The sequence below is a fragment of the Janthinobacterium sp. AD80 genome, assembly GCF_002878455.1.
Lineage (GTDB): Bacteria > Pseudomonadota > Gammaproteobacteria > Burkholderiales > Burkholderiaceae_D > Janthinobacterium.
This window is the reverse complement of the sequence record NZ_NRDQ01000025.1, coordinates 1-25478: the sequence shown is the minus strand read 5'-3', so window position 1 is coordinate 25478 and position 25478 is coordinate 1. Positions and strand designations below refer to the sequence as shown.

The 25478-nt window shown below is 63.6% G+C and carries 20 protein-coding genes; 4 read left to right on the top strand and 16 right to left on the bottom strand.

What is annotated here, in order from left to right:
- From phoU to pstS, 5 genes are all read right to left on the bottom strand, one after another.
- Positions 1–711, bottom strand: coding sequence for a phosphate signaling complex protein PhoU (gene phoU / locus JaAD80_RS06435; RefSeq protein ID WP_070218051.1), 711 nt, complete (start codon positions 709–711; stop codon positions 1–3).
- Between the two features lie 48 nt (positions 712–759).
- On the bottom strand, positions 760–1542 hold the full coding sequence (gene pstB, locus JaAD80_RS06430; protein ID WP_010396817.1) for a phosphate ABC transporter ATP-binding protein PstB: 783 nt from the start codon (positions 1540–1542) through the stop codon (positions 760–762).
- Positions 1543–1580: 38 nt separating this feature from the next.
- Positions 1581–2477, bottom strand: a complete 897-nt coding sequence (gene pstA / locus JaAD80_RS06425) for a phosphate ABC transporter permease PstA (protein ID WP_102293416.1) — start codon at positions 2475–2477, stop codon at positions 1581–1583.
- The gene (gene pstC / locus JaAD80_RS06420; protein ID WP_225240714.1) at positions 2474–3445 is read right to left on the bottom strand and encodes a phosphate ABC transporter permease subunit PstC; all 972 of its coding nucleotides are present in this window, start codon (positions 3443–3445) and stop codon (positions 2474–2476) included. The genes pstA and pstC overlap by 4 nt, the downstream gene beginning before the upstream one ends.
- Before the next feature lie 240 nt (positions 3446–3685).
- Complete coding sequence (pstS, locus tag JaAD80_RS06415) at positions 3686–4735, bottom strand: phosphate ABC transporter substrate-binding protein PstS (RefSeq protein WP_102293415.1); 1050 nt, start codon at positions 4733–4735, stop codon at positions 3686–3688.
- A 271-nt stretch (positions 4736–5006) separates the two neighbouring features.
- Between pstS and ppk1 the strand changes: the two genes are divergently transcribed.
- The 3 genes from ppk1 (at position 5007) to JaAD80_RS31375 (ending at position 8084) form a co-directional block, all read left to right on the top strand.
- A complete protein-coding gene (ppk1, locus tag JaAD80_RS06410; protein WP_102293414.1) occupies positions 5007–7100 on the top strand; it encodes a polyphosphate kinase 1 in 2094 nt (697 codons plus the stop codon).
- A 33-nt stretch (positions 7101–7133) separates the two neighbouring features.
- Positions 7134–7592, top strand: a complete 459-nt coding sequence (sixA, locus tag JaAD80_RS06405; protein ID WP_102293413.1) for a phosphohistidine phosphatase SixA — start codon at positions 7134–7136, stop codon at positions 7590–7592.
- A 366-nt stretch (positions 7593–7958) separates the two neighbouring features.
- Entirely contained in the window at positions 7959–8084 is a 126-nt protein-coding gene (locus JaAD80_RS31375) for a hypothetical protein (RefSeq protein ID WP_258002836.1), read from the top strand.
- A 93-nt stretch (positions 8085–8177) separates the two neighbouring features.
- Here the strand turns inward: JaAD80_RS31375 and JaAD80_RS06395 are convergent, their stop codons facing one another.
- The 10 genes from JaAD80_RS06395 to JaAD80_RS30150 form a co-directional block, all read right to left on the bottom strand.
- Positions 8178–9293 (bottom strand): polyamine ABC transporter substrate-binding protein, encoded by a 1116-nt coding sequence (locus tag JaAD80_RS06395; RefSeq protein ID WP_102293412.1) that lies wholly within the window; start codon positions 9291–9293, stop codon positions 8178–8180.
- A gap of 314 nt (positions 9294–9607) precedes the next feature.
- Positions 9608–12214 carry an ATP-dependent chaperone ClpB gene (clpB, locus tag JaAD80_RS06390; protein WP_102293411.1) on the bottom strand — a complete coding sequence of 869 codons (2607 nt, stop codon included), beginning with the start codon at positions 12212–12214 and terminating at the stop codon, positions 9608–9610.
- Positions 12215–12335: 121 nt separating this feature from the next.
- Positions 12336–12809, bottom strand: a complete 474-nt coding sequence (moaE, locus tag JaAD80_RS06385) for a molybdopterin synthase catalytic subunit MoaE (protein ID WP_102293410.1) — start codon at positions 12807–12809, stop codon at positions 12336–12338.
- The gene (locus JaAD80_RS06380) at positions 12806–14965 is read right to left on the bottom strand and encodes a DUF349 domain-containing protein (RefSeq protein ID WP_258002835.1); all 2160 of its coding nucleotides are present in this window, start codon (positions 14963–14965) and stop codon (positions 12806–12808) included. The genes moaE and JaAD80_RS06380 overlap by 4 nt, the downstream gene beginning before the upstream one ends.
- A complete protein-coding gene (locus JaAD80_RS31370; RefSeq protein WP_258002834.1) occupies positions 14860–15381 on the bottom strand; it encodes a hypothetical protein in 522 nt (173 codons plus the stop codon). Before JaAD80_RS31370 ends, JaAD80_RS06380 begins: the two co-directional genes overlap by 106 nt.
- 180 nt (positions 15382–15561) lie before the next feature.
- The gene (locus JaAD80_RS06375) at positions 15562–16206 is read right to left on the bottom strand and encodes a hypothetical protein (protein ID WP_180979328.1); all 645 of its coding nucleotides are present in this window, start codon (positions 16204–16206) and stop codon (positions 15562–15564) included.
- Positions 16207–16385: 179 nt separating this feature from the next.
- Positions 16386–19061, bottom strand: coding sequence for a bifunctional acetate--CoA ligase family protein/GNAT family N-acetyltransferase (locus JaAD80_RS06370; protein ID WP_180979327.1), 2676 nt, complete (start codon positions 19059–19061; stop codon positions 16386–16388).
- A gap of 99 nt (positions 19062–19160) precedes the next feature.
- The gene (locus tag JaAD80_RS06365; protein ID WP_102293408.1) at positions 19161–20153 is read right to left on the bottom strand and encodes a DUF2804 domain-containing protein; all 993 of its coding nucleotides are present in this window, start codon (positions 20151–20153) and stop codon (positions 19161–19163) included.
- Positions 20150–21424, bottom strand: coding sequence for a winged helix-turn-helix domain-containing protein (locus JaAD80_RS06360; protein ID WP_258002833.1), 1275 nt, complete (start codon positions 21422–21424; stop codon positions 20150–20152). Before JaAD80_RS06360 ends, JaAD80_RS06365 begins: the two co-directional genes overlap by 4 nt.
- A 13-nt stretch (positions 21425–21437) precedes the next feature.
- A complete protein-coding gene (locus tag JaAD80_RS30150) occupies positions 21438–21821 on the bottom strand; it encodes a hypothetical protein (protein WP_146012276.1) in 384 nt (127 codons plus the stop codon).
- 44 nt (positions 21822–21865) lie between these two features.
- Between JaAD80_RS30150 and JaAD80_RS06355 the strand changes: the two genes are divergently transcribed.
- Positions 21866–25078: a di-heme oxidoredictase family protein gene (locus JaAD80_RS06355; protein WP_219726786.1), complete on the top strand. Its 3213-nt coding sequence runs from the start codon at positions 21866–21868 to the stop codon at positions 25076–25078.
- Between the two features lie 25 nt (positions 25079–25103).
- Here the strand turns inward: JaAD80_RS06355 and JaAD80_RS06350 are convergent.
- Positions 25104–25478: cell wall metabolism sensor histidine kinase WalK (locus JaAD80_RS06350; RefSeq protein WP_258002832.1), on the bottom strand; the 375-nt coding region annotated here is incomplete at its 5' end.

Sequence of the window (25478 nt, the reverse complement as noted above, 5' to 3'; positions counted from 1 at the left end):
TTACTCAGGGAGCTCCTCGGAAATGGCGGGAGCAGCCACCTTGGTGTGGCGGATGTCCTTGCCTTCAACCACGTAGATCACGTATTCGGCGATGTTTTTCGCATGGTCGCCGATCCGTTCGATGGCCTTGGCCACCCACAGGGTATCGAGCGCCGCCGAAATCGTGCGCGGGTCTTCCATCATAAAAGTAATCAAGTTGCGCATGATAGACCGAAACTCATGGTCGATGATGGCATCTTGTGCAATTAATTGTAATGCCTGCTTGCCATCATTGCGCGCAAACGCGTCCAGCGCGTCGTGCAGCATGTCGGTGGCCGTGTTGGCGATGCCGCGCACCATTTCGTAATGGTTGACGACGGCGTTGCCGCGCTTGTGCAGATTCTTCGCCACGCGGGCGATTTTCGTCGCCTCGTCGCCCACGCGTTCCAGGTCCGTGATCACCTTGATGGTGGCCATGATGGTGCGCAAGTCGTTGGCGGCCGGCTGGCGGCGCACGATCAGATGGCTGCAGGCATCATCGAGCGACACTTCCAGCTGGTTGACGACGTCGTCTTCGCGCATCACGCGGTCGGCGCGCTCCGGGTTGCCAATGCGAAAGCAGGTCATCGCGTCAAGGAACTGGGTTTCAACGATGCCGCCCATGAGCAGCACTTTCGAGCGGATCGCTTCGAGTTCGTTGTCGTATTGCTTGGATGAATGTTCGCCTATCATGCTGTCTCTCCGTATTCAGTTGTCTTGTATGTCGTTATGCGGGGCGGATCAGCCGAAGCGGCCGGTGATGTAATCCTGCGTTTCCTTGCGGGCCGGATTCATGAAGATCTGGTCCGTTTCGCCGAATTCCACCAGTTCGCCCAGGTACATATACGCCGTATAGTCGGAGCAGCGTGCCGCCTGCTGCATATTGTGCGTCACGATGGCGATCGTGTAATCCTGTTTCAGTTCGCTGATCAGCTCTTCCACTTTCGAGGTCGAGATCGGGTCCAGCGCCGACGTCGGCTCGTCCAGCAACAGCACGTCCGGTTTCACGGCCACGCCGCGCGCGATGCACAAACGCTGCTGCTGGCCGCCCGACAGCGACAGGCCGCTCTTGCTCAGCTTATCCTTCACTTCGCCCCACAGCGCGGCTTTTTTCAGCGCCCATTCGACGCGCTCGTCCATCTCGCCCTTCGACAGGTCTTCATACAGGCGCACGCCGAAGGCGATGTTGTCGTACACGGACATGGGGAATGGCGTCGGCTTCTGGAACACCATGCCGACCTTGGCGCGCAGCATGTTGACGTCCTGGTCGGCGTCGAGCACGTTGCGGCCGCGGTACAGGATCGAGCCTTCCGCGCGCTGGCCCGGATACAGGTCGTACATGCGGTTCAGGGTGCGCAGCAGGGTCGACTTGCCGCAGCCGGACGGGCCGATGAAGGCCGTGACCTTCTTCTCGTGGATGTCCAGGTTGACGTTATGCAGGCTTTGCGTTTTGCCGTAAAAAAAGTTCAGGCCCGAAATCTCGATGGTTTTTTTCTTTGGTGCCAGGTCTTGTGCTGGATTCATTTGCGTATTCATATGGGTTCGCTTCGCTCGGTATCTGTTTAATTAGGGACTTTTTGGCTGAACACGGTGCGCGACAGGATATTCAAGGCAAGCACGCTGAAGGTGATCAGCAGTGCGCCGCCCCAGGCCAGCGAGCGCCAGTTGTCGTACGGGCTCATCGCAAACGAAGCGATGACGGACGGCAAGTTGGCCATTGGTGCATTCATGTTGAAGCTTTGGAACTGGTTATTCAGGGCCGTGAACAGCAGCGGTGCCGTTTCACCGGCGATGCGGGCCAGGGCCAGCAGGACACCGGTGATCACGCCCGCCTTGACGGCGCGCAAGCGCACCAGGGTGGCGACCTTCCAGCGCGGCGCACCCAGGGCAAACGCGGCTTCCAGCAGACTGTTCGGTACCAAGCGCAGCATATTGTCCGTCGTGCGCACCACCACCGGCACGGCGATCAGCGACAGGGCGATGGCGCCGGCGTAACCGGAGAAGTGTTTCACATGGGCTACGTACAGCGCATACACGAACAGGCCGATGACGATCGATGGCGCCGACAGCATGATGTCCGTCACAAAGCGCGTCACTTGCGCCAGCTTGTTTTCTTCGCCGTATTCGGCCAGGTAGATGCCGGCCAGGATGCCGATCGGGGTGCTGACCACGGTGGCCAGGCCCACCATCAGGGCGCTGCCGACGATGGCGTTGATCAAGCCGCCGCCTTCGCTGCCGGGAGCCGGCGTGGTTTGCGTGAACAGGTCGACCGACAGGGCGCCGAAGCCTTTTACTACCAGGGTGAACAGAATCCACACCAGCACGGCCAGGCCCAGGGCCATGGCGGCTACCGACAGGGCGATGCCGATGCGGTGCATCAGCAGCCGCTTGCGGTAGACAGGATTCATGGCCGGCTTGGCCGGTACGTCGGTGCTGCTAACTTGGCTGAGCTGGCTCATTTCGTGCCTTCCTTGCGGGACATGCCAGCCAGCATCAGCTTGGCGGCGGATAAGACGATAAAGGTGATGACAAACAGGATCAGTGCCAGCGAGAACAGCGACGCCACGTGCAGTTCGGACTGCGCTTCGCCGAATTCATTCGCCAGCAGCGAGGTGATGCTGTTACCGGCGGCGAACAGCGACCACGACAGTTTATTTGCGTTGCCGATGACGAAGGTCACGGCCATGGTCTCGCCCAGCGCGCGGCCCAGGCCCAGCATGACGCCGCCGACGACGCCGGTCTTGGTGTAAGGCAGAACGATCTTGCGCACCACTTCCCAGCGCGTGCAGCCCAGGCCGTAGGCCGATTCCTTCAGCACGGCAGGGACGATCTCGAACACGTCGCGCATCACCGAAGCGATGAAGGGGATGATCATGATGGCCAGCACCAGGCCGGCCGTCAGCAGGCCGATGCCCATCATGGGGCCGCTGAACAGCTGGCCGATGACAGGCACGTTGCCCAGGGTGGCTTTCAGGATGGGCTGGACGTGGTCGGCGAACAGGGGCGCGAAAACGAACAGGCCCCAGATGCCGTAGATGATCGATGGCACGCCGGCCAGCAGTTCGACAGCCGTGCCCAGCGGGCGGCGCAGCCAGGCCGGGCAGATTTCCGTCAGGAACAGGGCGATGCCGAAGCTGACAGGAAAGGCGATCAGCAGGGCAATCACCGACGTCACCAGGGTGCCGATGATGGGGATCAGGGCGCCGTACTGGTCATTGACGGGATCCCACTCGGCCGAAACGATGAAATGCAGGCCGAAGGTCTTGAAGGCCGGTATGGATTCCATGATCAGCGAAATGATGATGCCGACCAGCACGATCAGCACCGACAGGGCGAACAGCATCGTCACCTTGTGGAACATGAAGTCCTGGAAGCGCTGCTTGCGCATGGTGGAAAGCATCTGTGCGTGACTGATGGAATCGGTCATGGTGCCGCCTGGCATGGGGATCGTGGAAGAGGTAGATTGTGCGCTCATAGTGTGCCAGATGTGGGTGGTACTGCCGGTGTCGCTGTTTGCAGGTACTGCTGTTGTGAACTCTTGTTTTATTTTTGCTTCTTTAGCCAGGACCGTCTGCAAGGGCTTGCGGGCGGTCCTGGCTAACTCCCTGCCCCGCCGTGCTACTGGCGGAGGGGCAAGGATCGGTACTTACATGGTCAAGCTATCAGATTAGTAGATGGCTTTGCCCGATGCATCTTTCAGGTTGGCTTTCCACGAGTCCTGCACCAGTTTGATGACCGATGCCGGCATTGGCACGTAGTCCAGTTCAACGGCGGCGGCGCCACCGTTCTTGTAGGCCCAGTCGAAGAATTTCAGGACTTCTTTGGCCTTGGCTGCGTCAGCCTGGACTTTGTGCATCAGGATGAACGACACGCCGGTGATCGGCCAGCTGTTCTTGCCAGCCTGGTCGGTCAGGACCACGCCGAAGCCTGGGGTTTGCGTCCAAGGTGCCGAAGCGGCAGCTGCCTTGAAATTTTCGTCGTCAGGCTGCAGGAAGTTGCCGTCCTTGTTTTGCAGCTGGGTGTGCGACATATTGTTTTTCTTGGCGTAAGCCCACTCGACGTAGCCGATCGAACCCTTGATACGCTGCACGTTGGCGGCGACGCCTTCGTTACCCTTGCCGCCCACGCCCACGGCCCATTTCACAGCCGAGCCAGCACCGATTTTCGATTTGAATTCCGGGTTGGTTTTCGACAGGAAGTCGGTGAACAGGAAGGACGTGCCCGAACCGTCGGCGCGGTGCACCACGGTGATTTCCGTGTCCGGCAGCTTGACGCCCGTGTTCAACGCAGCGATCTCTGGCGCGCTCCACTTGGTGATCTTGCCCAGGTAGATATCGGCAACGACCTTGCCCGTCATCTTCAGCTGGCCAGGCTTGACGCCGTCCAGGTTGACGATGGTGACCACGCCGCCCATGATGGCCGGGAATTGCATCAGGCCCGCTTCTTCCAGCTCTTCTGCCTTCAACGGCATGTCCGAGGCGCCGAATTCAACAGTCTTGGCCTTGATTTGCTTGATGCCAGCGCCGGAACCGACGGACTGGTAGTTCAGGCCGTTGCCCGTGTTGGCTTTGTACGTCTCAGCCCATTTGGCGTAGATCGGGTACGGGAAGGTTGCGCCAGCACCTGTCATATCTGCCGCCATGACGGAAGCGGAAGAAAATGCCATCGCTGCCGAAGCACCCACGACGATAAATTTGAACATTTGCTTCATTTGCATATCAAGTCCTCAGGGTTGTTAGGGCACAAAGTCCCGGTTGAATGCTGCGCAGTCTAGCAAGCGAATATGACAGCTTTATGACATGCGCAAAATTTCCTGAAATATTTGCCTACGCCCGGGGAATCGCCATTTTCGGTCTGAAAAATGACAGGACGGGCGACGCTTTATGACAGCTTATGTCACGCTTACGTCATATTTCATGATTACACTCACAACGCGTCATACATGCTGAAATACGGCTAGAATTAACTATCTGAAAAGACAAAAGAATATGAAACCTGAACTGCACATGGAAGTGACCAAGTCGGGCATCCTGCTGGACCGCGAGCTGTCGCAACTGACTTTCAACCGACGCGTGATGGCCCAGGCGGAAGACCCGAACATTCCACTGCTCGAGCGCCTGCGCTACCTGTGCATCGTCAGCAGCAATATGGATGAATTCTTTGAAGTGCGCGTGGCCAGCCTGCTGGCGGCCGGCAGCATCGGCGGCTCGCTGGCCGGCCACCCTGCCCTGGCGGCCAACCTGGAGCGCATCGGCAAGGAATGCCATGCGCTGGTGGAACGCCAGTACGAGATATTAAATAGCGAAGTCTTGCCGGCCCTGCGCGAAGCGGGCGTGCATTTGCTGCGCGACAGCGACCGCAACGAGGCGCAGCGCGCGTGGGTCAAGCAGTATTTCGACCGCGAAGTGCGGCCTTTGCTGACGCCGATCGGCCTCGACCCGGCCCACCCGTTCCCGCAAGTGGTGAATAAAAGCCTCAATTTCATCGTTTCGCTGAGCGGCAAGGATGCGTTTGGCCGCGGTACGGCGATCGCCATCGTCAAGGCGCCCCGTGTCTTGCCGCGCGTCATCAAGCTGCCGGACGAGATTTCCGGCGATGGCGTGTCCTTCTGTTTATTGTCGTCCGTCATCCACGCACACATTTCCGACCTGTTTGCCGGACGCGAAGTCATTGCCTATTCGCAGTTCCGCGTCACGCGCGACAGCGACCTGTGGGTCGACGAGGATGAAGTCAAGAACCTGCGCCAGGCCCTGAAAGGCGAGCTGGTGGGACGCCAGTTCGGCACCTCGGTGCGCCTGGAAGTGGCGCGCAATTGTCCGCCGGAACTGTCGCAGTTCCTGCTCGACCAGTTCAGCCTGGATCAAAGCCGCCTCTACCGCGTCAACGGCCCCGTCAATCTGGTGCGCCTGTCGGAAATGATCGACCACGTCAAGCAGCCGGAACTGCGCTTCCCGCCTTTCTTCCCCGGCCTCGCGCACAAAGCCATCGGCAACGATATCTTTGCCGCGCTGAACAAGCACGACATCCTGCTGCACCACCCCTACCAGTCGTTCCAGACGGTGATCGACTTCGTGCGCAGCGCCGCCTACGATCCGTCCGTCGTCGCCATCAAGCAGACCATCTACCGCACCGGCATGAATTCGGACCTGATGGAATCGTTGATCACGGCGGCGAAGGCTGGCAAGGAAGTGACCGTTATCGTGGAACTGATGGCGCGCTTCGACGAAGAAGCCAATATCAACTGGGCAGACAAGCTGGAGCAGGCGGGCGCGCAAGTCGTGTACGGCGTGGTGGGCTTGAAGACGCACGCCAAGGTCGCGCTCGTCATCCGCCGCGAAGAAGGCGCGCTGCGTTTCTACGCCCACCTGGGCACCGGCAACTATCACCCCACCACAACCAAGCTGTACACGGATTTCGGCTTGCTGACGGCCAACCAGGACCTGGCCGTGGAAGTGAACGAAGTGTTCATCCACCTGACCAGCCTGACCAAGCCGCATAATCTGAACCATCTGTGGCTGGCGCCGTTCGGCCTGCAAAGCGAGATCATCAAGGCTATCCGCAACGAGGCGAAGATCGCCCGCGCGGGCCGGCGCGGGCGCATCATCGTGAAGGTCAATGCGCTGGTGGATGAATCCGTGATCCGCGCCCTGTATGCGGCCTCGACCGATGGCGTGAAGATCGACCTGATCGTGCGCGGCGCCTGCACCCTGAAGCCGGGCGTGCCGGGCTTGTCGGAAAACATCAAGGTGCGCTCCGTGATCGGGCGTTTCCTCGAACACAGCCGCATTTACTACTTCCGCAACGACCTGGCGCACGATGTTTACCTGGCCAGCGCCGACTGGATGAGCCGCAACCTGTTCCGCCGGGTGGAAGTGGCCTTCCCTGTGCTTGACCGGGCGCTGAAACGGCGCGTGATCGCCGAGGGCCTGAATCCGTATTTGAAGGATAATACAAATGCATGGGAACTGGAGCCGACGGGCCATTACGCGCGCCGCAAGCCGCGCGGCAAGCAAAGTCCGTTCAGCGCCCAGCAATACCTGATGCAGACCTTGGGCACGCCGGGCGCGGAGGTCGGCGAATAAGGCTATTTCACACTCAACACAGAGGAGTACAGCATGGATCTCATCTTGTGGCGACACGCAGAAGCCGAGCCGGGCGTTCCCGACCTCGAACGCGCACTGACCGTCAAAGGGCAAAAGCAGGCGCGCCGCATGGGTGAGTGGCTCGCCTCGCAACTCCCGGAGAACTGCCGCATCCTCGTCAGCCCCGCCCTGCGCACCCTGCAGACGGCCGAGGCGCTGGGGCGCAAGTTCAAGCTGATGACGGAACTGGCGCCCGGCGCCGAAGCGGAAGACATCCTCAAGGCGGCGAACTGGCCCGCCGGCAAGGAAACCGTCCTCATCGTCGGCCACCAGCCCACCCTGGGCCAGGCGGCCGCCCTGCTGCTGACGGGCGAGGAACAGGACTGGGAAATGCGCAAGGCCAGCGCATGGTGGTTTTCCCAGCGCGAGCCAGGCGACCCCGTCAGCGTCTATTTAAAAGCCGTGATGGCGCATGATCTGGTGGTGAAATAAGGAAATGCGCAAGGCCAGCGCAGAATGGACAGGTTCTCCCAGCGCGAGCCAGGCGACGCCGTCAGCGTCTATTTAAAGGCCGTGATGGCGCATGATCTGGTGGTGAAATAAGGGACTGCCCAACATGGGGTCACCCGCCGGGGGAATACGTCACGATGGGACGTATTCCGATCGCGAAGCGACTGCCGCCTGGATGCAAATGCGCGAATGATGCGCTGGGACAAATAATGGTGGAATTTACAACAATGCGGCCTTGTAAAGCGCTGCTGATCTGCTAGAGTTTAGTTGCATCAACTACGTGCGGGAGCGCCGCTCCGGCACATTGAGCAACCCAGCGGACAGCCGTCCAACGGCGGCTGAAAGACCATGTTAACCTTCCTCGTTTTCCTCTTCATCGCCATCTTCGCTGCCATCATCGGCTTCGTCGCCTTTGAACTGATCGAAGAAACGCGCGGCAGTCACCACAAGCTGATGGACCGCTACCACGAGTAGCGCTCACCTCGGCAATCTAGCATGGCGCCAGCGACGGCCTACAGGCCCGTCCCTCGCGCCATCCTTGTTTTTACACTCAGCGACTATCCCCTCTTACACTCCCGTCTTGAACTTGGTATAGATGCGCGTCATCAGGCGACGGATATCGGCCGTGGTCGCTTCCGGCGCGGCCATGCGCTGCTTGTCGGCGTCCGACAGGAAGATCGCCTTGTTCTCGCCTATGTCCTTGCGCACATACTTGATGCTGGCCGGATTCGGGTTCGCGTAGAAGACCTTGTTGCTCAGGCTGGCATGCACTTGCGGGCGCAGGATGTAGTTGATGAACAGGTGCGCATTGTTCGGATGCGGCGCGTCGGCGGGAATGGCCATGGTGTCGAACATCAGCGCGGCCGTCTTCGGCACCAGCACCTGGATCACGTTGCCATTCTTCGCATCGATGGCGCGCTGGCGCGCGATATTGATGTCGCCCGACCAGCCCAGTGCCACGCAGACGGAACCGTTGGCCATGTCATTGATGTAGCCGGACGAGCTGAACAGGGTCACGTTGGGACGGATGGCTTGCAGCACCTTGCCCGCTTCCTGGTAGTCGGCGGCGCTCTTCGAGTAGGCAGGCTTGCCCAGGTACTGCAGGGCGGCCGGCAGCACCTCCGACGGCGAGTCGAGGAAGGAAACGCCGCAGGACTTCAGCTTCGAGACGTATTTTGGGTCGAAGATCAGGTCCCACGCGTTTTCGGGCATGGGCAGGCCGCCCAGCGCCGCCTTGACTTTGTTCACATTGATGCCCACCGTCGTGTAGCCCCACAGCCAGTCGACCAGGTAGTCGTTGTTCGGGTCGATTTTCGACAGCTTCGCTTGCAGGTTCTGGTCGAGGTTGCCCAAATTCGTCAGCTTGCTCTTGTCGAGTTTGCGCAGCAGGCCCGCATCGATCTGCAGGCGCGCCCACTGGGCCGTCGGCACCACGATGTCATAGCCGGACTTGCCCGCCACCAGTTTCGCGTTGAGGATTTCGTTGTTGTCGAAAACGTCGTAGCGTACCTTGATGCCCGTTTCCTTTTCAAAATTCTTGATCGTATCGTCGCCGATATAATCCGACCAGTTATAGATATTCAGGACTTTTTCTTCCTGGGCGTGGGCAGGCAATGCCAGCACGGCCGCCGCCAACGTCAGTCCCGCTCTAATGCGCCGCCCTGCTTGCCATGTGTATGCCATCGTACCGCCTCCGGAAATAGTCAGAAAATAGTGACGATGATAGCAAGAAGGGCGGCATCAGGTCTAGCCTGATACCGCCCTGCGTGAGGACGTCTATCAAAACCTACTGCGCGTCGCGCTTTGCGGCCTGCGATGCTCACCGTACTTAAGTACGGTTGCGCTTCTCTGCCACAAATCACTGCCGCTCGCTACGGTTTTGCTAGACGTCCAAAATCTTCCTCACTGCAAATGCAGTGAAACTGGGGGCAGACCCTGCGGGAGAAGCTACCCCGACGGAGGGAGCTTCCAATCCCGCAGGGACTGACCTGCCAACATTACACCTTGTCCAGTCCCACCTGCGCACCCGTAAACACCAGGTTGCCGTTCTGGGCGTCGATGCGGATCTCGTCTTTCGGGCCGAACTTGCCTTCCAGGATCAGCTTCGATAGCGGATTTTCGATCTGCTGCTGGATCGCCCGTTTCAGCGGACGGGCGCCATACACCGGGTCGTAGCCCGCTTCGGCGATTTGCTGCAAGGCCGCGTCGGTCAGGCTCAGCGCCATGTCCATGCGCGCCAGGCGTTCTTCGAGGATCTTCAGCTGGATCTTCGCGATCGCGCCGATGTTCTTCTCGTCGAGGCCGTGGAACACGACGATTTCGTCGATACGGTTGACGAACTCGGGACGGAAGTGCGAGCGTACCTCGGCCATCACGGCCAGCTTCACGACACCAGGATCATCGCTTTCCATGGCCTGGATCTTGTGCGAACCCAGGTTCGAGGTCATGATGATGACGGTATTCTTGAAGTCCACCGTACGGCCCTGGCCGTCCGTCATGCGTCCATCGTCGAGCACTTGCAGCAGCACGTTGAAGACGTCAGGGTGCGCCTTCTCGACTTCGTCGAGCAGGATCACGCTGTAGGGCTTGCGGCGCACGGCTTCCGTCAGGTAGCCGCCTTCGTCGTAGCCAACATAGCCTGGCGGCGCACCGATCAGACGGGCCACGGAATGCTTCTCCATGAACTCGCTCATGTCGATGCGGATCATCGATTCTTCCGTATCGAACAGGAAGGTCGCCAGCGCCTTGCTCAGCTCAGTCTTGCCGACACCCGTAGGCCCCAGGAACATGAAGGAGCCATACGGACGGTTCGGGTCTGACAAGCCGGCGCGCGAGCGGCGGATGGCGTCGGCCACGGCCGTGATCGCTTCATCCTGGCCCACGACGCGCTCGTGCAGCTTCTCTTCGATGTGCAGCAGCTTGTCGCGTTCGCCCTGCATCATGCGCGACACGGGAATACCCGTCGCGCGCGACACCACTTCGGCGATTTCCTCGGCGCCCACTTCCGTGCGCAGCAGCTTGGGATGGTCGGGATCGACCTTCGGCATGCCGCTGTCGGCGTGCTTGAGCTGGGCTTCCAGCTGCGGCAGCTTGCCGTACTGCAGTTCCGACACCTTCTGCCAATTGCTCTCGCGCGTGGCCTGCTCCATCTGCAGCTTGACGTTCTCGATCTCTTCCTTGATGTGCGTACTGCCTTGCACCACGGCTTTTTCCGCCTTCAGGATTTCCTCGAAGTCATTGTATTCGCGCTGCAGCTTGACGATCTCTTCCTCGATCAGGCCCAGGCGGCGCAACGATGCTTCGTCTTTCTCCTTCTTGACGGCTTCGCGCTCGATCTTCAGCTGGATCAAACGGCGCTCCAGCTTGTCCATCACTTCCGGCTTCGAATCAATCTCGATCTTGATCTTCGCCGCCGCTTCATCGATCAGGTCGATTGCCTTGTCAGGCAGGAAGCGGTCCGTGATGTAGCGGTGCGACAGTTCGGCCGCGGCAATGATGGCCGCGTCCGTGATCTCCACCTTGTGGTGCAGCGCATATTTGTCCTGCAAGCCGCGCAGGATGGCGATGGTCGCCTCCACGGTCGGCTCGTCGACCAGCACTTTCTGGAAGCGGCGCTCCAGCGCGGCGTCCTTCTCGATGTACTTGCGGTACTCGTCCAGGGTGGTGGCGCCCACGCAATGGAGTTCGCCGCGCGCCAGCGCAGGCTTGAGCATATTGCCCGCATCCATCGCGCCTTCGGCCTTGCCCGCGCCCACCATGGTGTGCATCTCGTCGATGAAGACGATGGTCTGCCCTTCATCCATGGCCAGTTCCTTCAGCACGGATTTCAGGCGTTCCTCGAACTCGCCGCGGAATTTCGCGCCGGCCAGCAAGGCGGCCATGTCCAGCGACAGTACGCGCTTGCCCTTCAGGGACTCGGGTACTTCGCCATTGACGATGCGCTGCGCCAGTCCTTCGACGATAGCCGTCTTGCCCACGCCAGGTTCGCCGATCAGCACGGGGTTGTTCTTGCTGCGGCGCTGCAGGATCTGGATGGTGCGGCGGATTTCATCATCGCGGCCGATCACAGGGTCGAGCTTGCCCTGGCGTGCGCGTTCCGTCACGTCCAGGGTGTATTTTTTCAAGGCTTCGCGCTGGCCTTCGGCTTCCTGAGAATCGACCTTGTTGCCACCGCGCACGGCGCCGATGGCGGCTTCCAGTGCCTTGCGGGTCAGGCCGTTTTCACGTGCCAGCTTGCCGCAGTCGGACTTGTCTTCCGTCATCGCCAGCAGCACCATTTCGCTGGAAACGAACTGGTCGCCCGCCTTCTGCGCTTCCTTGTCGGCCAGGTTCAACAGGGCCACGAATTCGCGGCTGACCTGCACGTCGCCGCCCGTGCCGGACACTTTCGGCAGGCGGTCGATCGACGAGGTCAGGGCCTTCGACAGGCCGCCCACGTTGACGCCGGCACGCTGCAACAGCGAGCGGGCGCCGCCGTCGTCCTGGTTCAACAGGGCCGTCAGCAAATGGACTGGTTCAATGTAAGGATTGTCGTTGCCCACGGCCAAGCTTTGCGCATCGGCCAGGGCTTCTTGTAGCTTGGTAGTCAGTTTATCTTGTCGCATGAAAAGCGCTCCCGGTTAATTAGTTGTTAACCAAATTGGGGTGAGGCAGTACTTTTCAAGCATACACAAAGCAGAAAACTGATGCACTTGGGCAAATGCTACGGTGCGGCGCATGTTCGATTCAAATGGCGCTTGCTTTTGCGCTCCACTTGTTTAACGCCGTCTCGTCGCTGTCGCGCGCATCGACCCAGCGCGCGCCTTCAGGCGTGTCTTCCTTCTTCCAGAACGGTGCTTCCGTCTTCAGGTAGTCGATGATGAACTCGCAGGCGGCGAAGGCCTCGCCCCGGTGCGCGGACGACACGGCCACCAGCACGATCTGCTCCTGCGGCAGCAAGGGCCCCACGCGGTGAATCACCAGCGCCCCGGACAATGGCCAGCGCGCGCGCGCCTGCTCGACGATGGCCTCGATGGATTTCTCCGTCATGCCCGGATAATGCTCGAGCTCCATGGCCGCCACGTCCAGCCCCTCGTTCATGTCGCGCACGGTGCCGACGAAGCCGACGACGGCACCCACCTTGGGATTACCTGCACGCAATTGTGCAATTTCTTCACTCAAGTCAAAATCGGCTTGCTGGACGCGCACGCAGGTACTCATTTGGCCTGGCCTCCGATGCGGCGCAGCAGGGTTTCGATCCGGCTGGCCGTGCGCGCATCGGTGGCGGCGGGAATCGCGCACAGCTGCATCAGCTGCGACACTTGCGTGAGCGGCTTCTGGCCCGATTTGAGCGACGATTGCAGCACTTCCACCTGCATCTTCAGGCGGTCGCGGGCAAATTCGGCACCGCTGTCGACACCGGCGACGATTTCCAGGCGCAGCACTTCATCGAGCAGTCTGGCCTGGTTGGCCTGCAGTTGTTGCACGTAAGCGGCACTGCCCTCGCCCAGCGCGGCCTGCGCGCCGGCAAAACGCTGCTGCAGACTGCGTTCATATTGCACATCGAGCGGCGGCAAGGCGCTCCAGCGCTCGCTCCACGCTTGCGCGTCGGTGGCGGCGCCATCGGCCAACGATGCTTCCAGCGATTGCACCAGGCGCAGCTTGTCTCGCAGGGCATTGGCCTGCGCCGCACCGGCCCGTTCGGCGATGGCGTCGGCCTGTGCCTGCACGCCGGCCACGGCCGCCTGGTAGCGCTGCTCGATCTGCGCTTCACTGGCGCGCGGCACGGGGCCCGTGGCGTTCCAGGCCGCGCGCGTGTCGCGCAGCAAGTGGTTGATGAAGGCGGTGCGGCTCTTGTCTTCGCCCTCGGGGATGACGGCCGTTTCCAGGCTGGCGCACAGCGCTTCGCGCGCATGCAGGTGTTCGCGGCGCTCGTGGTCGGCCGCATGCGCCGTTTCCTTGCGCTTGGCGAAAATATCGTCGCAGGCGGCGCGGAAACGCTGCCACAGCGCCTGCTCGGCGCGGCGTTCCAGCGGCAGGGCCTTGGCCAGCTCCTGCCATTTGTCCTGCAAGGCTTTCAGCATGTCGACCGTGTTGCGCTCGGACGGTTTCAGCAGGCCCACTTCGACGATCAGCTGCTCGCGGCGCGCCGTCTCGATCTGGCGCTGCGTTTCCAGCGGCTTCGACAGGGCATCGAGCGCGGCGCCAAATTCCGTATCCAGACGTTTCTTTTCCTTGCGGTCGATGGTGCCCAGGCGTGTCCAGGCCTGGCGCAGGCGCTGCGAGGCCGATGCCACGTGTTTCCAGTCCGTGCTTTCCTCGGCTGCCAGGGCCGCCGTTTCCGTGATCAGTTCCTGGGCCTTGGCCGCATTGCCATGGCGCTCTTCCGCCAGCTGCTTGAAATGCTGGGCCGCCGGCGCGTAGGCCACGCTGCAGGCGGCGTCGAAGCGCTCCCACAGCGATTTCGGCGCCGGGCCGGACAAGGTGTCGAGCGACTTCCAGCGTTCGCGCAGGCTGCCCACCTTCTTGGCCAGTTCGGCCATCGGGAGCTCTTGCGCCGGCAATTCCTCGCCCGCCTTGACCAGTTCCTCGCGCGAGACGTTGCCGCCCCAGCGGGCCCAGTCGGCCAATTGCTTGAATTGTGCGCGTACATGGGCCAGGCGGTCGGACTGGGCCGGCGTCAAACGGCCATGTTTGGTGTCGCGCAAGGTCTTGTCGTGCTCGGATGCCACATGCAGCAAGCCTTCCTGCAGGGCCGCTTCCATGGCGTCGAGCGTCTTGAAGAACTGTTCCGTCGCTTCTTTCAAGACGGGGGCATGCTCCTGGCGCGGCTTGCGCGGCACTGGCTCGGCATGGGGTGGCGTCACCTCTGCTGTTGCGGCTTGCACGGGCGCTGGCGCGCTGGCCAGCAGGGCAGCAAATTGCTGCTGCAAGCTGTCGGACAAGGGCGACTCCGGCAAGCGCGGCAAGCCTTGCCAGGCGCGCTTCAGGGTGTCGGCGTCGAGCGTGGCGGCATCCTGCGCCTGCCACTCGGCCAGCGCGGCCTGGCGCGCGTCAAACACGGCCTGGTGCTGCTGCAGCGCCTGCAGGACGGACTGCGCCTGCTCGCGCGCCTGCGTGAAATCGGTTTCCAGGTGTTTCGGCAAGGAGGCGCGCTCGGGCGATTGCGCATGCTGCGCGTGCTGCGCATCGAGGCGGGCCAGCGTTTGCGCCAGCTCGGCGGCGGACTGGCCGCTGGCCGCCAGCGCGCGCATGGCGCCCACGGCATCGATCACGGCGCGCTGCAGCAGCACTTGCGCTTCCAGGCGGGCGCCAGCGCGGCGCGCGCGGCGGCAAAAGCGCTGGCCAGCTCGGGCGTGGATTTGATGACTTGCCATTGACGGTCCAGCTCGGCCACCTGGTTGGGGCTCAGCTTTTCATCGCTCAACAGGCGCTGCGCCGTATCGATGCTGGCCTGGGCGCGCTGGGTCTCGGCCGCCTGGTGGCGGATCAGGTCGATACGGCCCTGCATCAGCTTGGCGACGCGGCGGTCCGTGTTGCGCATGGCCTGGTGGACTTTTTCCAGCAGGGGCAGGGAAAGGACGTGTTCGGCCGCGATCAAACGGGCATCGGCAAATTCGCTGGACAGGATGAAATCGGCGGCGGCGGCTTCGTCGCCAGCCACCGCATGGGCACGCGCGACCTGTTCGGCGCGGCGCGATGCGCTCTGCGCCGAGGCGGCGGCCTGTTCTGCCACGACAGGATCGGGTGCGGCAGTCTTGCTGGCAGAACGCTTGAAGAGAAATTCGAACATGACGGGTTTCGCGTGGATCAAAACCACCATCATAACAAAGCCCGGGGTATTGCATCGGACAGGGATGAACAAGTTATCAAATGAGTAAACTGAATCTTTTCCCTATGACAGCACCGCCGCCGCGGCGGCAAAATCGCCACCGCCGCGCGCGCCTTGCAGGGGTGTGCGCTCGCTCACCGTTCAAGCCCGCGCACGCAGGGGCTGCGGCATGGCCAGCGGCGCGGGCGCGCTGCCTTGCGCGGCCGTTTCTGCGCCATCGGCAGGCGTGCCAGGCGCCGGTACAGGGCCTGGCAAGGATGCCGGCAAAGCGGCAGACAAAGAGGTAGGCAAAGGCGCAGGCAAAACAAAGGGCAGCACTTGCGCCTTGTCGCGGCGCGCTTCCTGCGCGCGCGCATCGTGGGCGAGGAATTGGTAGGCGATGGCGAACCAGGCTTCGCCGACGATGACCTTGCGCGCCAGGGCGAACAGTTCGCATTCCTCTTTTTCCAGGCGCTCCAGCAGCGCCGCGCAAAAGCCGTCGATGGCCGCGCACAGCTGTTCGGCCTGCAATTCGGAATGGTCGATGGCGGCGCCGGCGCGCTGCTGCACCACGTTGATGCTTTCCAGCGCCGCGTGGTTCAAGCCATTGATCTCGTCGAGCAAGCCGTCCGCATGCGGCGTGGCCTGGCGGATGGCGGGAATCAGGTACATTTCCACCTTGCGCCAGTAGCCGCCCTGGTACAGGCGGTTCAGCCAGTCGCCCGCGTATTGCAGTTGGGCCAGGCTCAGCCGGCTTTGATGACGCAATTGCACATGCATGTATTTCTGAAAGGCGAGCAAGCTCATGCGGATGCTCGCCTGTTCCACCGACAAGGAAACCAATATATATGTAGCCGTAAGCATGCACTCACTCCCGAAAACGCGCCGGATGTATCATCCTGGAAGTGAAAGTGTAAAGAGTACCGACAGGGGCGGGCTTGATCCTGCACAAACCCAAGCGGGACGGCGGCCCGCTTTCTGCAGCCTCAGCGCAGGCCGATATGCAGGTTGACGACGCCCGGCTCCTCCGATGGCGTGACGTCCCCGCCGAAGCTTTTCACCAGCCGCTGCATGCCCTTGTTGCGCGCCATGGCCTCGCCCACCAGCGCTTCCGTGCCGCGGCTGCGGAAGTAGTCGACCAGCTTCTCGAACAGGATGTGGCCCAGGCCCTTGCCCTTCAGCGCGGAGCGCACGGCGATGGCGAAATCGGCGTGGATATTGTCCGGGTCGGCCACGGCGCGCACCACGCCCAGCGTTTCCGGCTGGCCGTCCGGCCCCGTGCGCGTGGCGATGAAGGCCATGGCGCGGTCGTAATCGATCTGCGTCAGGCGCGCCAGCTGCGACACGGGCAGCTCGCGCATGGAGGTGAAAAAGCGCAGGCGCACGTCGTCCGGGTCCAGCGCGTGGAACAGGTCCATGTGCTGCGGCGCGTCTTCCGGGCGGATCGGGCGCAGCAGGATCGGCTGGTCCATCCACGTCACCTGCTCTTCCAGTTCCTGCGGATACGGGCGGATGGCCAGGCGATCGCTTTTCTGCCCAGGCTGCAGCCGGATGCGCGCGTCGAGGGCGATCACGCCGTCGGCATCGGCCACCAGCGGATTGATATCGAGTTCGGCCAGTTCGCCGATGTCGGCCACCAGTTCCGCCACCTGGATCAAGGTGTAGCAGATGGCATCGATGTCGGCCGGCGGCTGGTTGCGGTAGCCGGCCAGCAGTCTGGATACCCGCGTGCGCGCCAGCATGTCGCGCGCCAGCACCATGTTCAGCGGCGGCAGGCCGATGGCGTGATCGGCCGTCACTTCGACGGCGATACCGCCCTGCCCCACCAGGATCACGGGGCCAAAGGCGGCGTCCGTCGTCACGCCGACGATCAGTTCATGCGACTGCGGGCGGCGCGCCATCTGCTGCACCGTGAAGCCGTCGATCAGCGCGTCGGGACGCATGCGGCGCACGCGCTTGAGCATGGCGGCGGCGGCCGTGCGCAGGATGTCGGGCGTGTCGAGGTCGAGCGCCACCCCGCCCACGTCGGATTTATGCGCGATGTCGGGCGAGTGGATCTTCAGCGCGACGGGATAGCCGATATCGGCCGCCACGGCCAGCGCTTCTTCCACGTCGGCCGCCATGCGCGTGATGGCGACGGGAATGCCGTAGGCGGCCAGGATTTCCTTCGAGCGGCATTCGCCCAGCACCGTCTGCCCGGCCGCCAGCGCGGCGGCGACGATTTCGCGCACGCGCGCGCGACGCGGCGTGGCCGACATGGGCAGCTGCGCCGGCACCTGCATCAGGGTTTCCTGGTTGCGCCGGTACTGCACGATCTGCATGAAGCCATGCACGGCTTTTTCCGGCGTGTCGTAGGTGGGAATGCCGGCGCGGTTGAAGATCTGGCGCGCAGGCGCCACCGCCGTGCCGCCCAGAAGACACGACAGCACCGTGCGCGAAGTGGCCTTGATCAGCGGCGTGACGGCTTCGGCGATGTCGACCGACGAGACCATGGCCGTGGGCGCGTGCAGCAGCAGCAAGGCGTCCGCCTGCGGCTCGTCGAGCAAGGGTTTGATGGCGTCGGCATAGCGCTGCACGGCAGAATCGCCGGGCAGGCCCACCGGGTTGTCGTGCGACCAGCCGCGCGGCAGCGCCTTTTCCAGCGCGATGACGGTATCGGGCGACAGTTGCGCCAGCTTGCCGCCGCTGCCCACCAGCGCGTCGGTGGCCATCACGCCCAGCCCCCCGCCATTGCATAAAATCGCCAGGCGCTCGCCGCGCTGCGAGCGGATATGCGTGAGCGTCTCCACGGCGTCGAACAATTCTTCGGCCGAGTACACGCGCAGCATGCCGGCGCGGCGGATGGCCGCATCATAGACGGCGTCGGAACCGGCCAGCGCGCCCGTATGCCAGGCCGCCATGGCCGCCCCTTCCGCCTCGCGCCCCGCCTTCAGCACGATGACCGGCTTGCTGCGCGCCGCCGCCCGCGCGGCCGACATGAATTTGCGCGCCGCGTGGATATCTTCCATGTACAGCAGGATGGCGGCCGTGTCGATGTCGCCGGCCAGGTAGTCGAGCAAGTCGCCGAAATCGATGTCGTAGCTGCCGCCCAGCGAAATGAACTTGGAAAAGCCCACGCCATGCGCATTGGCCCAGTCGAGCACGCCCGACACCAGCGCTCCCGATTGCGAGACAAAGGCGATCTTGCCGCTCGTCGCGCCCAGGTGCGCGAAGCTGGCGTTCAGGCCCAGCTTCGGCACCAATAACCCCATGCTGTTGGGGCCGAGGATGCGCAGCAGATGCGGCTTGGCCGCCTTCAGCATGGCCAGGCGCAGCGACTGTTCGCGCGTGGGGTCCAGGCCAGAGGTCATGACGATGGCGGCGCGCGTGCCCAGCGCGCCCAGTTCGCGGATCAGCGCCGTGATGGTGGCGGGCGGAGTGCAGATGATGGCCAGGTCCGGCGCTTTCGGCAGCTGCGCCAGCTTGCGGTAGCATTTAAGGCCCATCAGTTCGTCGTACTTGGGATTGACGGGCCAGAGCTCACCCTGGTACTGCGCGCCCTGGTCGCCACCGCCCAGCAGATTGGCGAGGGCGATGGCGCCCAGCTTGTGTTCGCGCGCCGTGGCGCCGATCAGCGCCACCGAGGCCGGCTTGAACAGCTTGTCGAGATTACGGATACTCATGTTCTGGCCTCATGGATCGCCGGAGCGGCTACGCACCAGTGTATAGGATGCGCCGGCAAAAAAACTTGACCTTGTGAAGCGTTTCACGAAAAAGCCTGCTCACCAGCGCGAACGGTGGCTTTCCGTCACCCCCGCCAGCTGCGCCACGATGCGCTTGGGCGAGTCCGCGCTGGCCCGCACCCAGCCGCTGAAAGTGCCGATGGGCTGGATGTAGCGGCTGGCGGCGATCCACAGGTTTTTATCCTCGCGGCGCGCGCCTTCCGGCTTGAAATGCAGGTCGAGCAAATCGTCGTCCGTCCACACATGCCACGGCGCCAGCGGGTTGTCGGGGTTGAAGTCGAAATGCGCGCGGCCCAGCGCATACAGCTGGCCATCGAGCCACAGCGCGTTTTCATGCGCGCCGAAATAGCCGGCCTGCAGATTGAAGCCCAGGTCCAGGCTGTGCGCCGAGGCCCAGCGCCACTCCGTCTCGCGCGCCAGCAAGCCATTCGAATAGTCGAAGCTGGCCACGCCGTCGTCCAGGCTATAGCCCATGGCGCCGCAGCGCACCGTGCCCCATAGCGGCAAGCCGCCCGATTTTTGCGTCGCATGCACGGCGCCGCCGCCGGCCACCGGCCCCACGGCCAGCAGGGTGGGCGACACGGGCGGACCGAATTCCGCGTCGATGCCGAAATGGCCGCAATCGAGCAGCAGGCGGCAGCGCTGCTGCGGCTGCGCCTCGATGCGGATGCTGTGCGACAGGAAGCGGAAACGGCTGCTTGCCCCCGCATGCGGCGCCACGGACGCGCTCAATCCCGGTATGCCGTCCTGCGAGAAGGTGGCCACGATCTTGCCCTTGTGGCGGTCGAAGGCATACGCGAACGCCGTGCTGGTCCAGCCCAGGTCGACGATAGCCACGCCGCAGAACAGGGTGGGCGTCGACAGGGCCACGTAATGCCAGCGCTTGTGGTGGAACAAACGCCAGAGGGCGCCACGCGCGTGCGGCGGGGCCAGCGCGGCCCAGTCAAAGGCGGCCAGCTGGCCCGTGTAGCGGCCAAAATGCGGCACGCCGTCGGCGTCGAGCAACTGCGCCGGAGCCGGTGGCAGCATCATGCGGCCCGCCTTGCGGCAGCGCCGCCGTCCTGCAGCGCCGCGGCCAGCTGCCCGCCAAACAGCGCCGGCTGCGCGCGCGCGATATCGATGTCAGGACACGCATGCCAGAGCGCCAGGCGCCGCACGGCGCCTGCCACGTCCTGCACCAGGCGGGGACTGAGGCGCACGCCCTCTTCCAGCGCCAGCGACTTGATCTCGAAGCGCCCCTGCGCGCGGTGCGCCTTGGCGTCCAGGCGGCCCACCAGCGCGCCACGGCGCAGGATCGGCAAGGTAAAGTAGCCGTAGCGGCGCTTGTCGGCCGGCGTGTAGCATTCGAGCCGGTAGTCAAAGCCGAACAGTTCCAGCGCGCGCCGCCGGTCCCAGACGACGGGATCAAACGGCGACAGAATCGTCGTCAGGGTGGGCGCCAGCGTGCAGGCGGCGGCGGCGCGCAGCAATTCCCCATGCGCGGCATGCACGTACACGGCATCGTCCCAGCCGGCCACGGCGCAGCGCAGCAACGCGCCCTCGTCGACCAAGGTGTGCAGATCCTGCGCCAGGCTGGCGCGCGATTGCCTGGTGCGGAAGTAGTCGCTGATCCAGCTGGCGCGCGCCAGTCCCAGCGCCTTCACGCTGGCCAGCAGCAACTGTCGCCGCACCTGCTCTTCGGGCAGCAGCTGGCTGTCGTGCCAGCCCGGCAGCACGCGCTCGGCCAGGTCGTAATAGCGCTGGAAATTGTGGCGCTTGGCGATCATCAGCACGCCCGAGGTAAACAGGACTTCGAGCGAGCGCTTTTCCGGCTTCCAGCTCCACCAGCCGCCCGCCTGGCCATCCGTGCGCTCGAAGTCCGCCGAGCGCGCGGCGCCGTTGGCGCGGATATGTTCGAGTACGGAAGCGACGGCGTCGCCCTGCTCGGCCATCCATTTCACCGAGTATTTCCAGCCCATGGCGGCCGGGTCAAGCATGCGGTGGCGGTACAGGCCATAGTCTTCGATGGGCACGAAGCTGGCCTCGTGGGCCCAGTATTCAAACAGCGCGCCTTCGGCCAGCAGCTGCTCCAGCCACGGCTGCGGATAGTCGCCCAGCCGGCTCCACAGCACCAGGTAGGGACTGCGCGCCACCACGTGGATGGTATCGATCTGCAGCACGCCCATCTGGCGGATGGCGGCCAGCACGTCGGCCTTGACGGCTTTCTTGCGGCGCGCCTGCAGCAGGCCCTGCGCGGCCAGGTGCAGCGCGCGGGCGGCGGCGAGGGACAGCGGTGTGGCGGCAGGTGTCGGCAAGGTCGGCAAGGTCGGAGATTCCTCAGAAAATGGTGGTGCGCGCCGTCGGCAGGCATTTCAGGAAGATACCGCATTCCCGCCGCGCACCCGGGCTTTTTTCCTGAATGTTTTTCATGTTGTCACGTATTTTTTTCATGTTGCGCACCGCGATAGTGCGAAAAATCCGGCCAGCATGAACATTTGATGACAACTGCGGCAGACCGCTTGACAGGCATCTTGCGCTTCTATAACTTATGGAAAATATTGCCATACGGCAATTTAAAATACCCTTCTCCCCGTACTCATCCATCCGTGCAACGCCCTGCCGCCTTCGGGCCGCCTGGCGCCGCGGTGATGGCGGCATCCGTGCCGTCGTGCGGCGGCCGTGGCGGGAAGGTGGAACGAGCATTCTGAGCAATCTCAACATTCTGAGCAATCTCAACATTAATCAATAAAAACAAGGAAGAGAATATGCACCTATCCCAGCTTCGGTACCGGCCGCAACGGCACGGCCTCACGCGCTTATCCAGACAGGGCCTGCCGCTGGCCCTGGCCATGCTGCTGGCCGCCTGCGGTGGCGGCGGCGATACGGCCAGCACGCCGTCCACGGCGCAGCGCCTGCTGGCGCAAACGGCGTCTGAAACGGCGCTCACGCCCGTCGCCGCCACGGCCAGTTCAGCGGAACGGGGCGACCTGTCGGCCAATGCGGCCATCGACCGCAACGACGGCACACGCTGGGGCAGCGGCTTTTCCGACAATGAATACCTGACCCTTGATTTCGGCACCGCGCAAACCATCACGCGCGTGCGCATCGCCTGGGAAAACGCGCACGCCAGCGCCTACCTGCTGCAGGTCTCGGACGACAATGCGCACTGGACCACCGTGCAGCGCGTCGACGACAGCCACGGCGGCATCGAAGACCTCACGGGCTTCACGGCGCAGGGACGCTACCTGCGCATGCAGGGCGTCAAGCGCGCGGGCCAGTACGGCTATTCCATCTTTGAAATCCAGGCGTTCTCGGGCACGCCCGTGCCGCCGCCGGAAACCCCGCCCGTCACCGAAGTGCCGCCCGTGACGATCGACCCGAACCAGCCCGGCGTGGAAATCCGCCCCGTGGCCGCCACCTCCTCGCCGGTGGAAAACAACGGCATGTCGGCCGCCATGGCGATCGATGGCAAGACCGGCACGCGCTGGGCCAGCAAGTTCGATGACGGCGCCTGGATCCAGTTCGACTTCGGCGCGAAGACGCCCGTCGGCTACATGAAGCTGCTGTGGGAAAACGCCTACGGCAGGCAGTACGCGCTGCAGGTCTCGGACGATGGCCAGACATGGTCGCAGATCCGCTACGTGAGCAATGGCCACGGCGGCACAGAGGAATTCTTCAACCTGGGCGTGAACGCGCGCTACATCCGCCTGCAGGGCGTGGCGCGCGCCACGCAGTATGGCTACTCGCTGCTGGAAGTGAGCTTCAAGACGCCGGGCAGCGACAACAGCCTGCCATCGACCAGCACCTCGGCGCTGAAATTTCCCGCCGATGGCACAGGCATGACGCCGCTGCCGGCCGCCGCGCAGCCGCTGGAAAGCCTGCAGTTCACGCTCGCCGACGGCACCCTGGTGACGCGCTTCGGCGCGCGCGGCCTGGCGCGCCACGGCCGCGAACGGGGCGAGGAGTGGAATGAAATCGGCTACGGCCCGAATGAAACGGTGGACGCCGTCACGGGCCTGCCGCAGGACAAAGGGCCGGGCAATTACCTGACCTTCGTGCCGCAGTACTTCAAGAACCGCACCTGGGGCGTGGAAATCATCGACAACAGCCGTGTACGCGGCGTAACCAAGCCGACCCTGATCGTCAACCAGTACACCACCGTCGACTTCCTGTCCGGCGGCGTGGCCTTCTTCCGCGGCTTCGACCGCCCGGGCGTGACGGGCTACGGCTGGATGTCGCCCGGCGAACTGGTGGACCGCAATGTCCCCGTCTGCAAGCCCATGGCCTACCCTGCCAATGACCGCCTGACGAACGCCAACGGCATCAACGGCGCCTGCACCCTGCTGATCAAGGAATATCCCGGCCATGGCGGCCTCGATGCCAGCGGCATGCCGGACGGCAGCGACGTCAAGGCGCGCGCGCTGACGGCCGGCGACATCATCGAAGTGTCGCCATCGATGTTCTCCACCACCGCCTCGATGGCAGCGAAAGGCGACGCCGGCGGCATCCGCTACTACTCGTACGAGTGGACGTATGTCGTGGGCGCCGGCCTGCGGCCATGGTACGGCGTGCAGCCGCGCCTCAATTCGGTGCCGCTGCCGGAAGAAACGCTGTCCGGCGGCCTCGGTTCCGTGTCGTATAACTACTCGGACAACGCCCTGTTCATGTTCCAGCAGCCGCACAACAACATCGGCATGCAGAACATGCAGCGCTTCGTCGAAGGGCGCCGCCTGGTGCACACGAATTTCACCACCGGCGAGCATAACGAAGGCGGCAACGACCGCTACGCGCCGGCCATAGGTTTGCAGGGACAGCGCTACGGCCAGTCGGCCTGCATCGCCTGCCACGTCAACAATGGCCGCAGCCCCGCGCCCGTGGCCCTGAACCAGCGCCTCGACACCATGGCCGTGCGCGTCGCCAGCATCAATGCGGCGGGCCAGCAGGTGCCGCACCCGCAGTACGGCACGGCCATCCAGATGAATGCCGTCTCGCCTTCCGGCGTGCCGCAAAACTGGGGCAACAGCGTCAGCGTGGGCGGTTTCACGGCGCGGACGGTGGCGCTGGCCGACGGCACGCAAATCGAACTGCGCAAGCCAACCCTGGCCTTCGAAGGCCCCGTACCGCAAGTCGTCTCGCTGCGCGCGGCGCCGCCGATGATCGGCACGGGCTTGCTGGAAGCCGTGCCGGAAGCCGACATCCTGGCACGCGCCCGCAGCGCGCCTGACGCCGATGGCGTCAAGGGACAGCCCAACTATGTGTTTGATCCGGAAACGGGCGCCGTGCGCCTGGGCCGCTTCGGCTGGAAAGCCTCGAAAGCCACCCTGCGCCACCAGGCGGCCGACGCGCTGCTGCTGGACATGGCCGTCACCTCGCCCGTGTACCGCAACCGCGCCTGCATGGCCGGACCGGTGGCCTGCGCGGCGGGCGGCGCGCAGCCCGGCATGTCGGAAGCGGACCTGCAGTCGATCACGCAGTACCTGGCCCTGGTGGCCGTGCCGGCCCAGCGCAGCATCGCCAGCGGTTTCCCGAAAGGCGTGGCGCCGATCGACGAACTCAAGGTCGACCCGCAGCAGGTAAGCGCAGGTTCAAAACTGTTCCAGGGCATGCGCTGCGCCGCCTGCCACACGGTGGAAATGCAGACGGGCGCCGGACACCTGTTTGCGGAACTGCGCAAGCAGACCATCCGCCCGTACACCGACCTGCTGCTGCACGACATGGGCCCCGAGCTGGCCGACAGGTTCAGCGAAGGCCAGGCGCAGGGCAATATGTGGCGCACGGCGCCCCTGTGGGGCATCGGCTACACGGAAAAAGTCATGGGCAACGGCGGCAAGGCCGGCTACCTGCATGACGGCCGCGCGCGCAGCCTGACGGAAGCGATCCTGTGGCACGGCGGCGAAGGCACCAAGGCGCGCCAGCGCTTCGAGACCCTGTCGAAGACGGACCGCGACGCGCTGCTGGCTTTCCTCAAGTCGCTGTAAGCATCAGGCACGGCTGGCGCAGCTGTCATGGAAAGATGACAGTCAGCGCCAGTCCCCTGCCCTGCAGGCCGGCACCCAGCACGATGTGCGCGCCATGCCGTTCGGCGATGCGGCGCACGATGGACAGTCCCAGTCCGCTGCCCGGCAATTGCGCGCCGCCCAGGCGCACGAAACGTTCAAACACGCGCTCGTGCATTTCCGGCGCGATGCCCGGCCCCGTATCGGCCACGCGCAGGTAGCTGCGCCCTTCCTCGACGCCGCAACTGACGGCGACAGCCCCCGGCACCGGCGTATAGCGCAGCGCATTGTCGACCAGGTTGCGCAGCAATATCTGCAGGCTGTCGGCGTCCAGCGCGCACGGCGCCGGCGCCATGCTTACCGTCAACGCCAGCCCGTACGG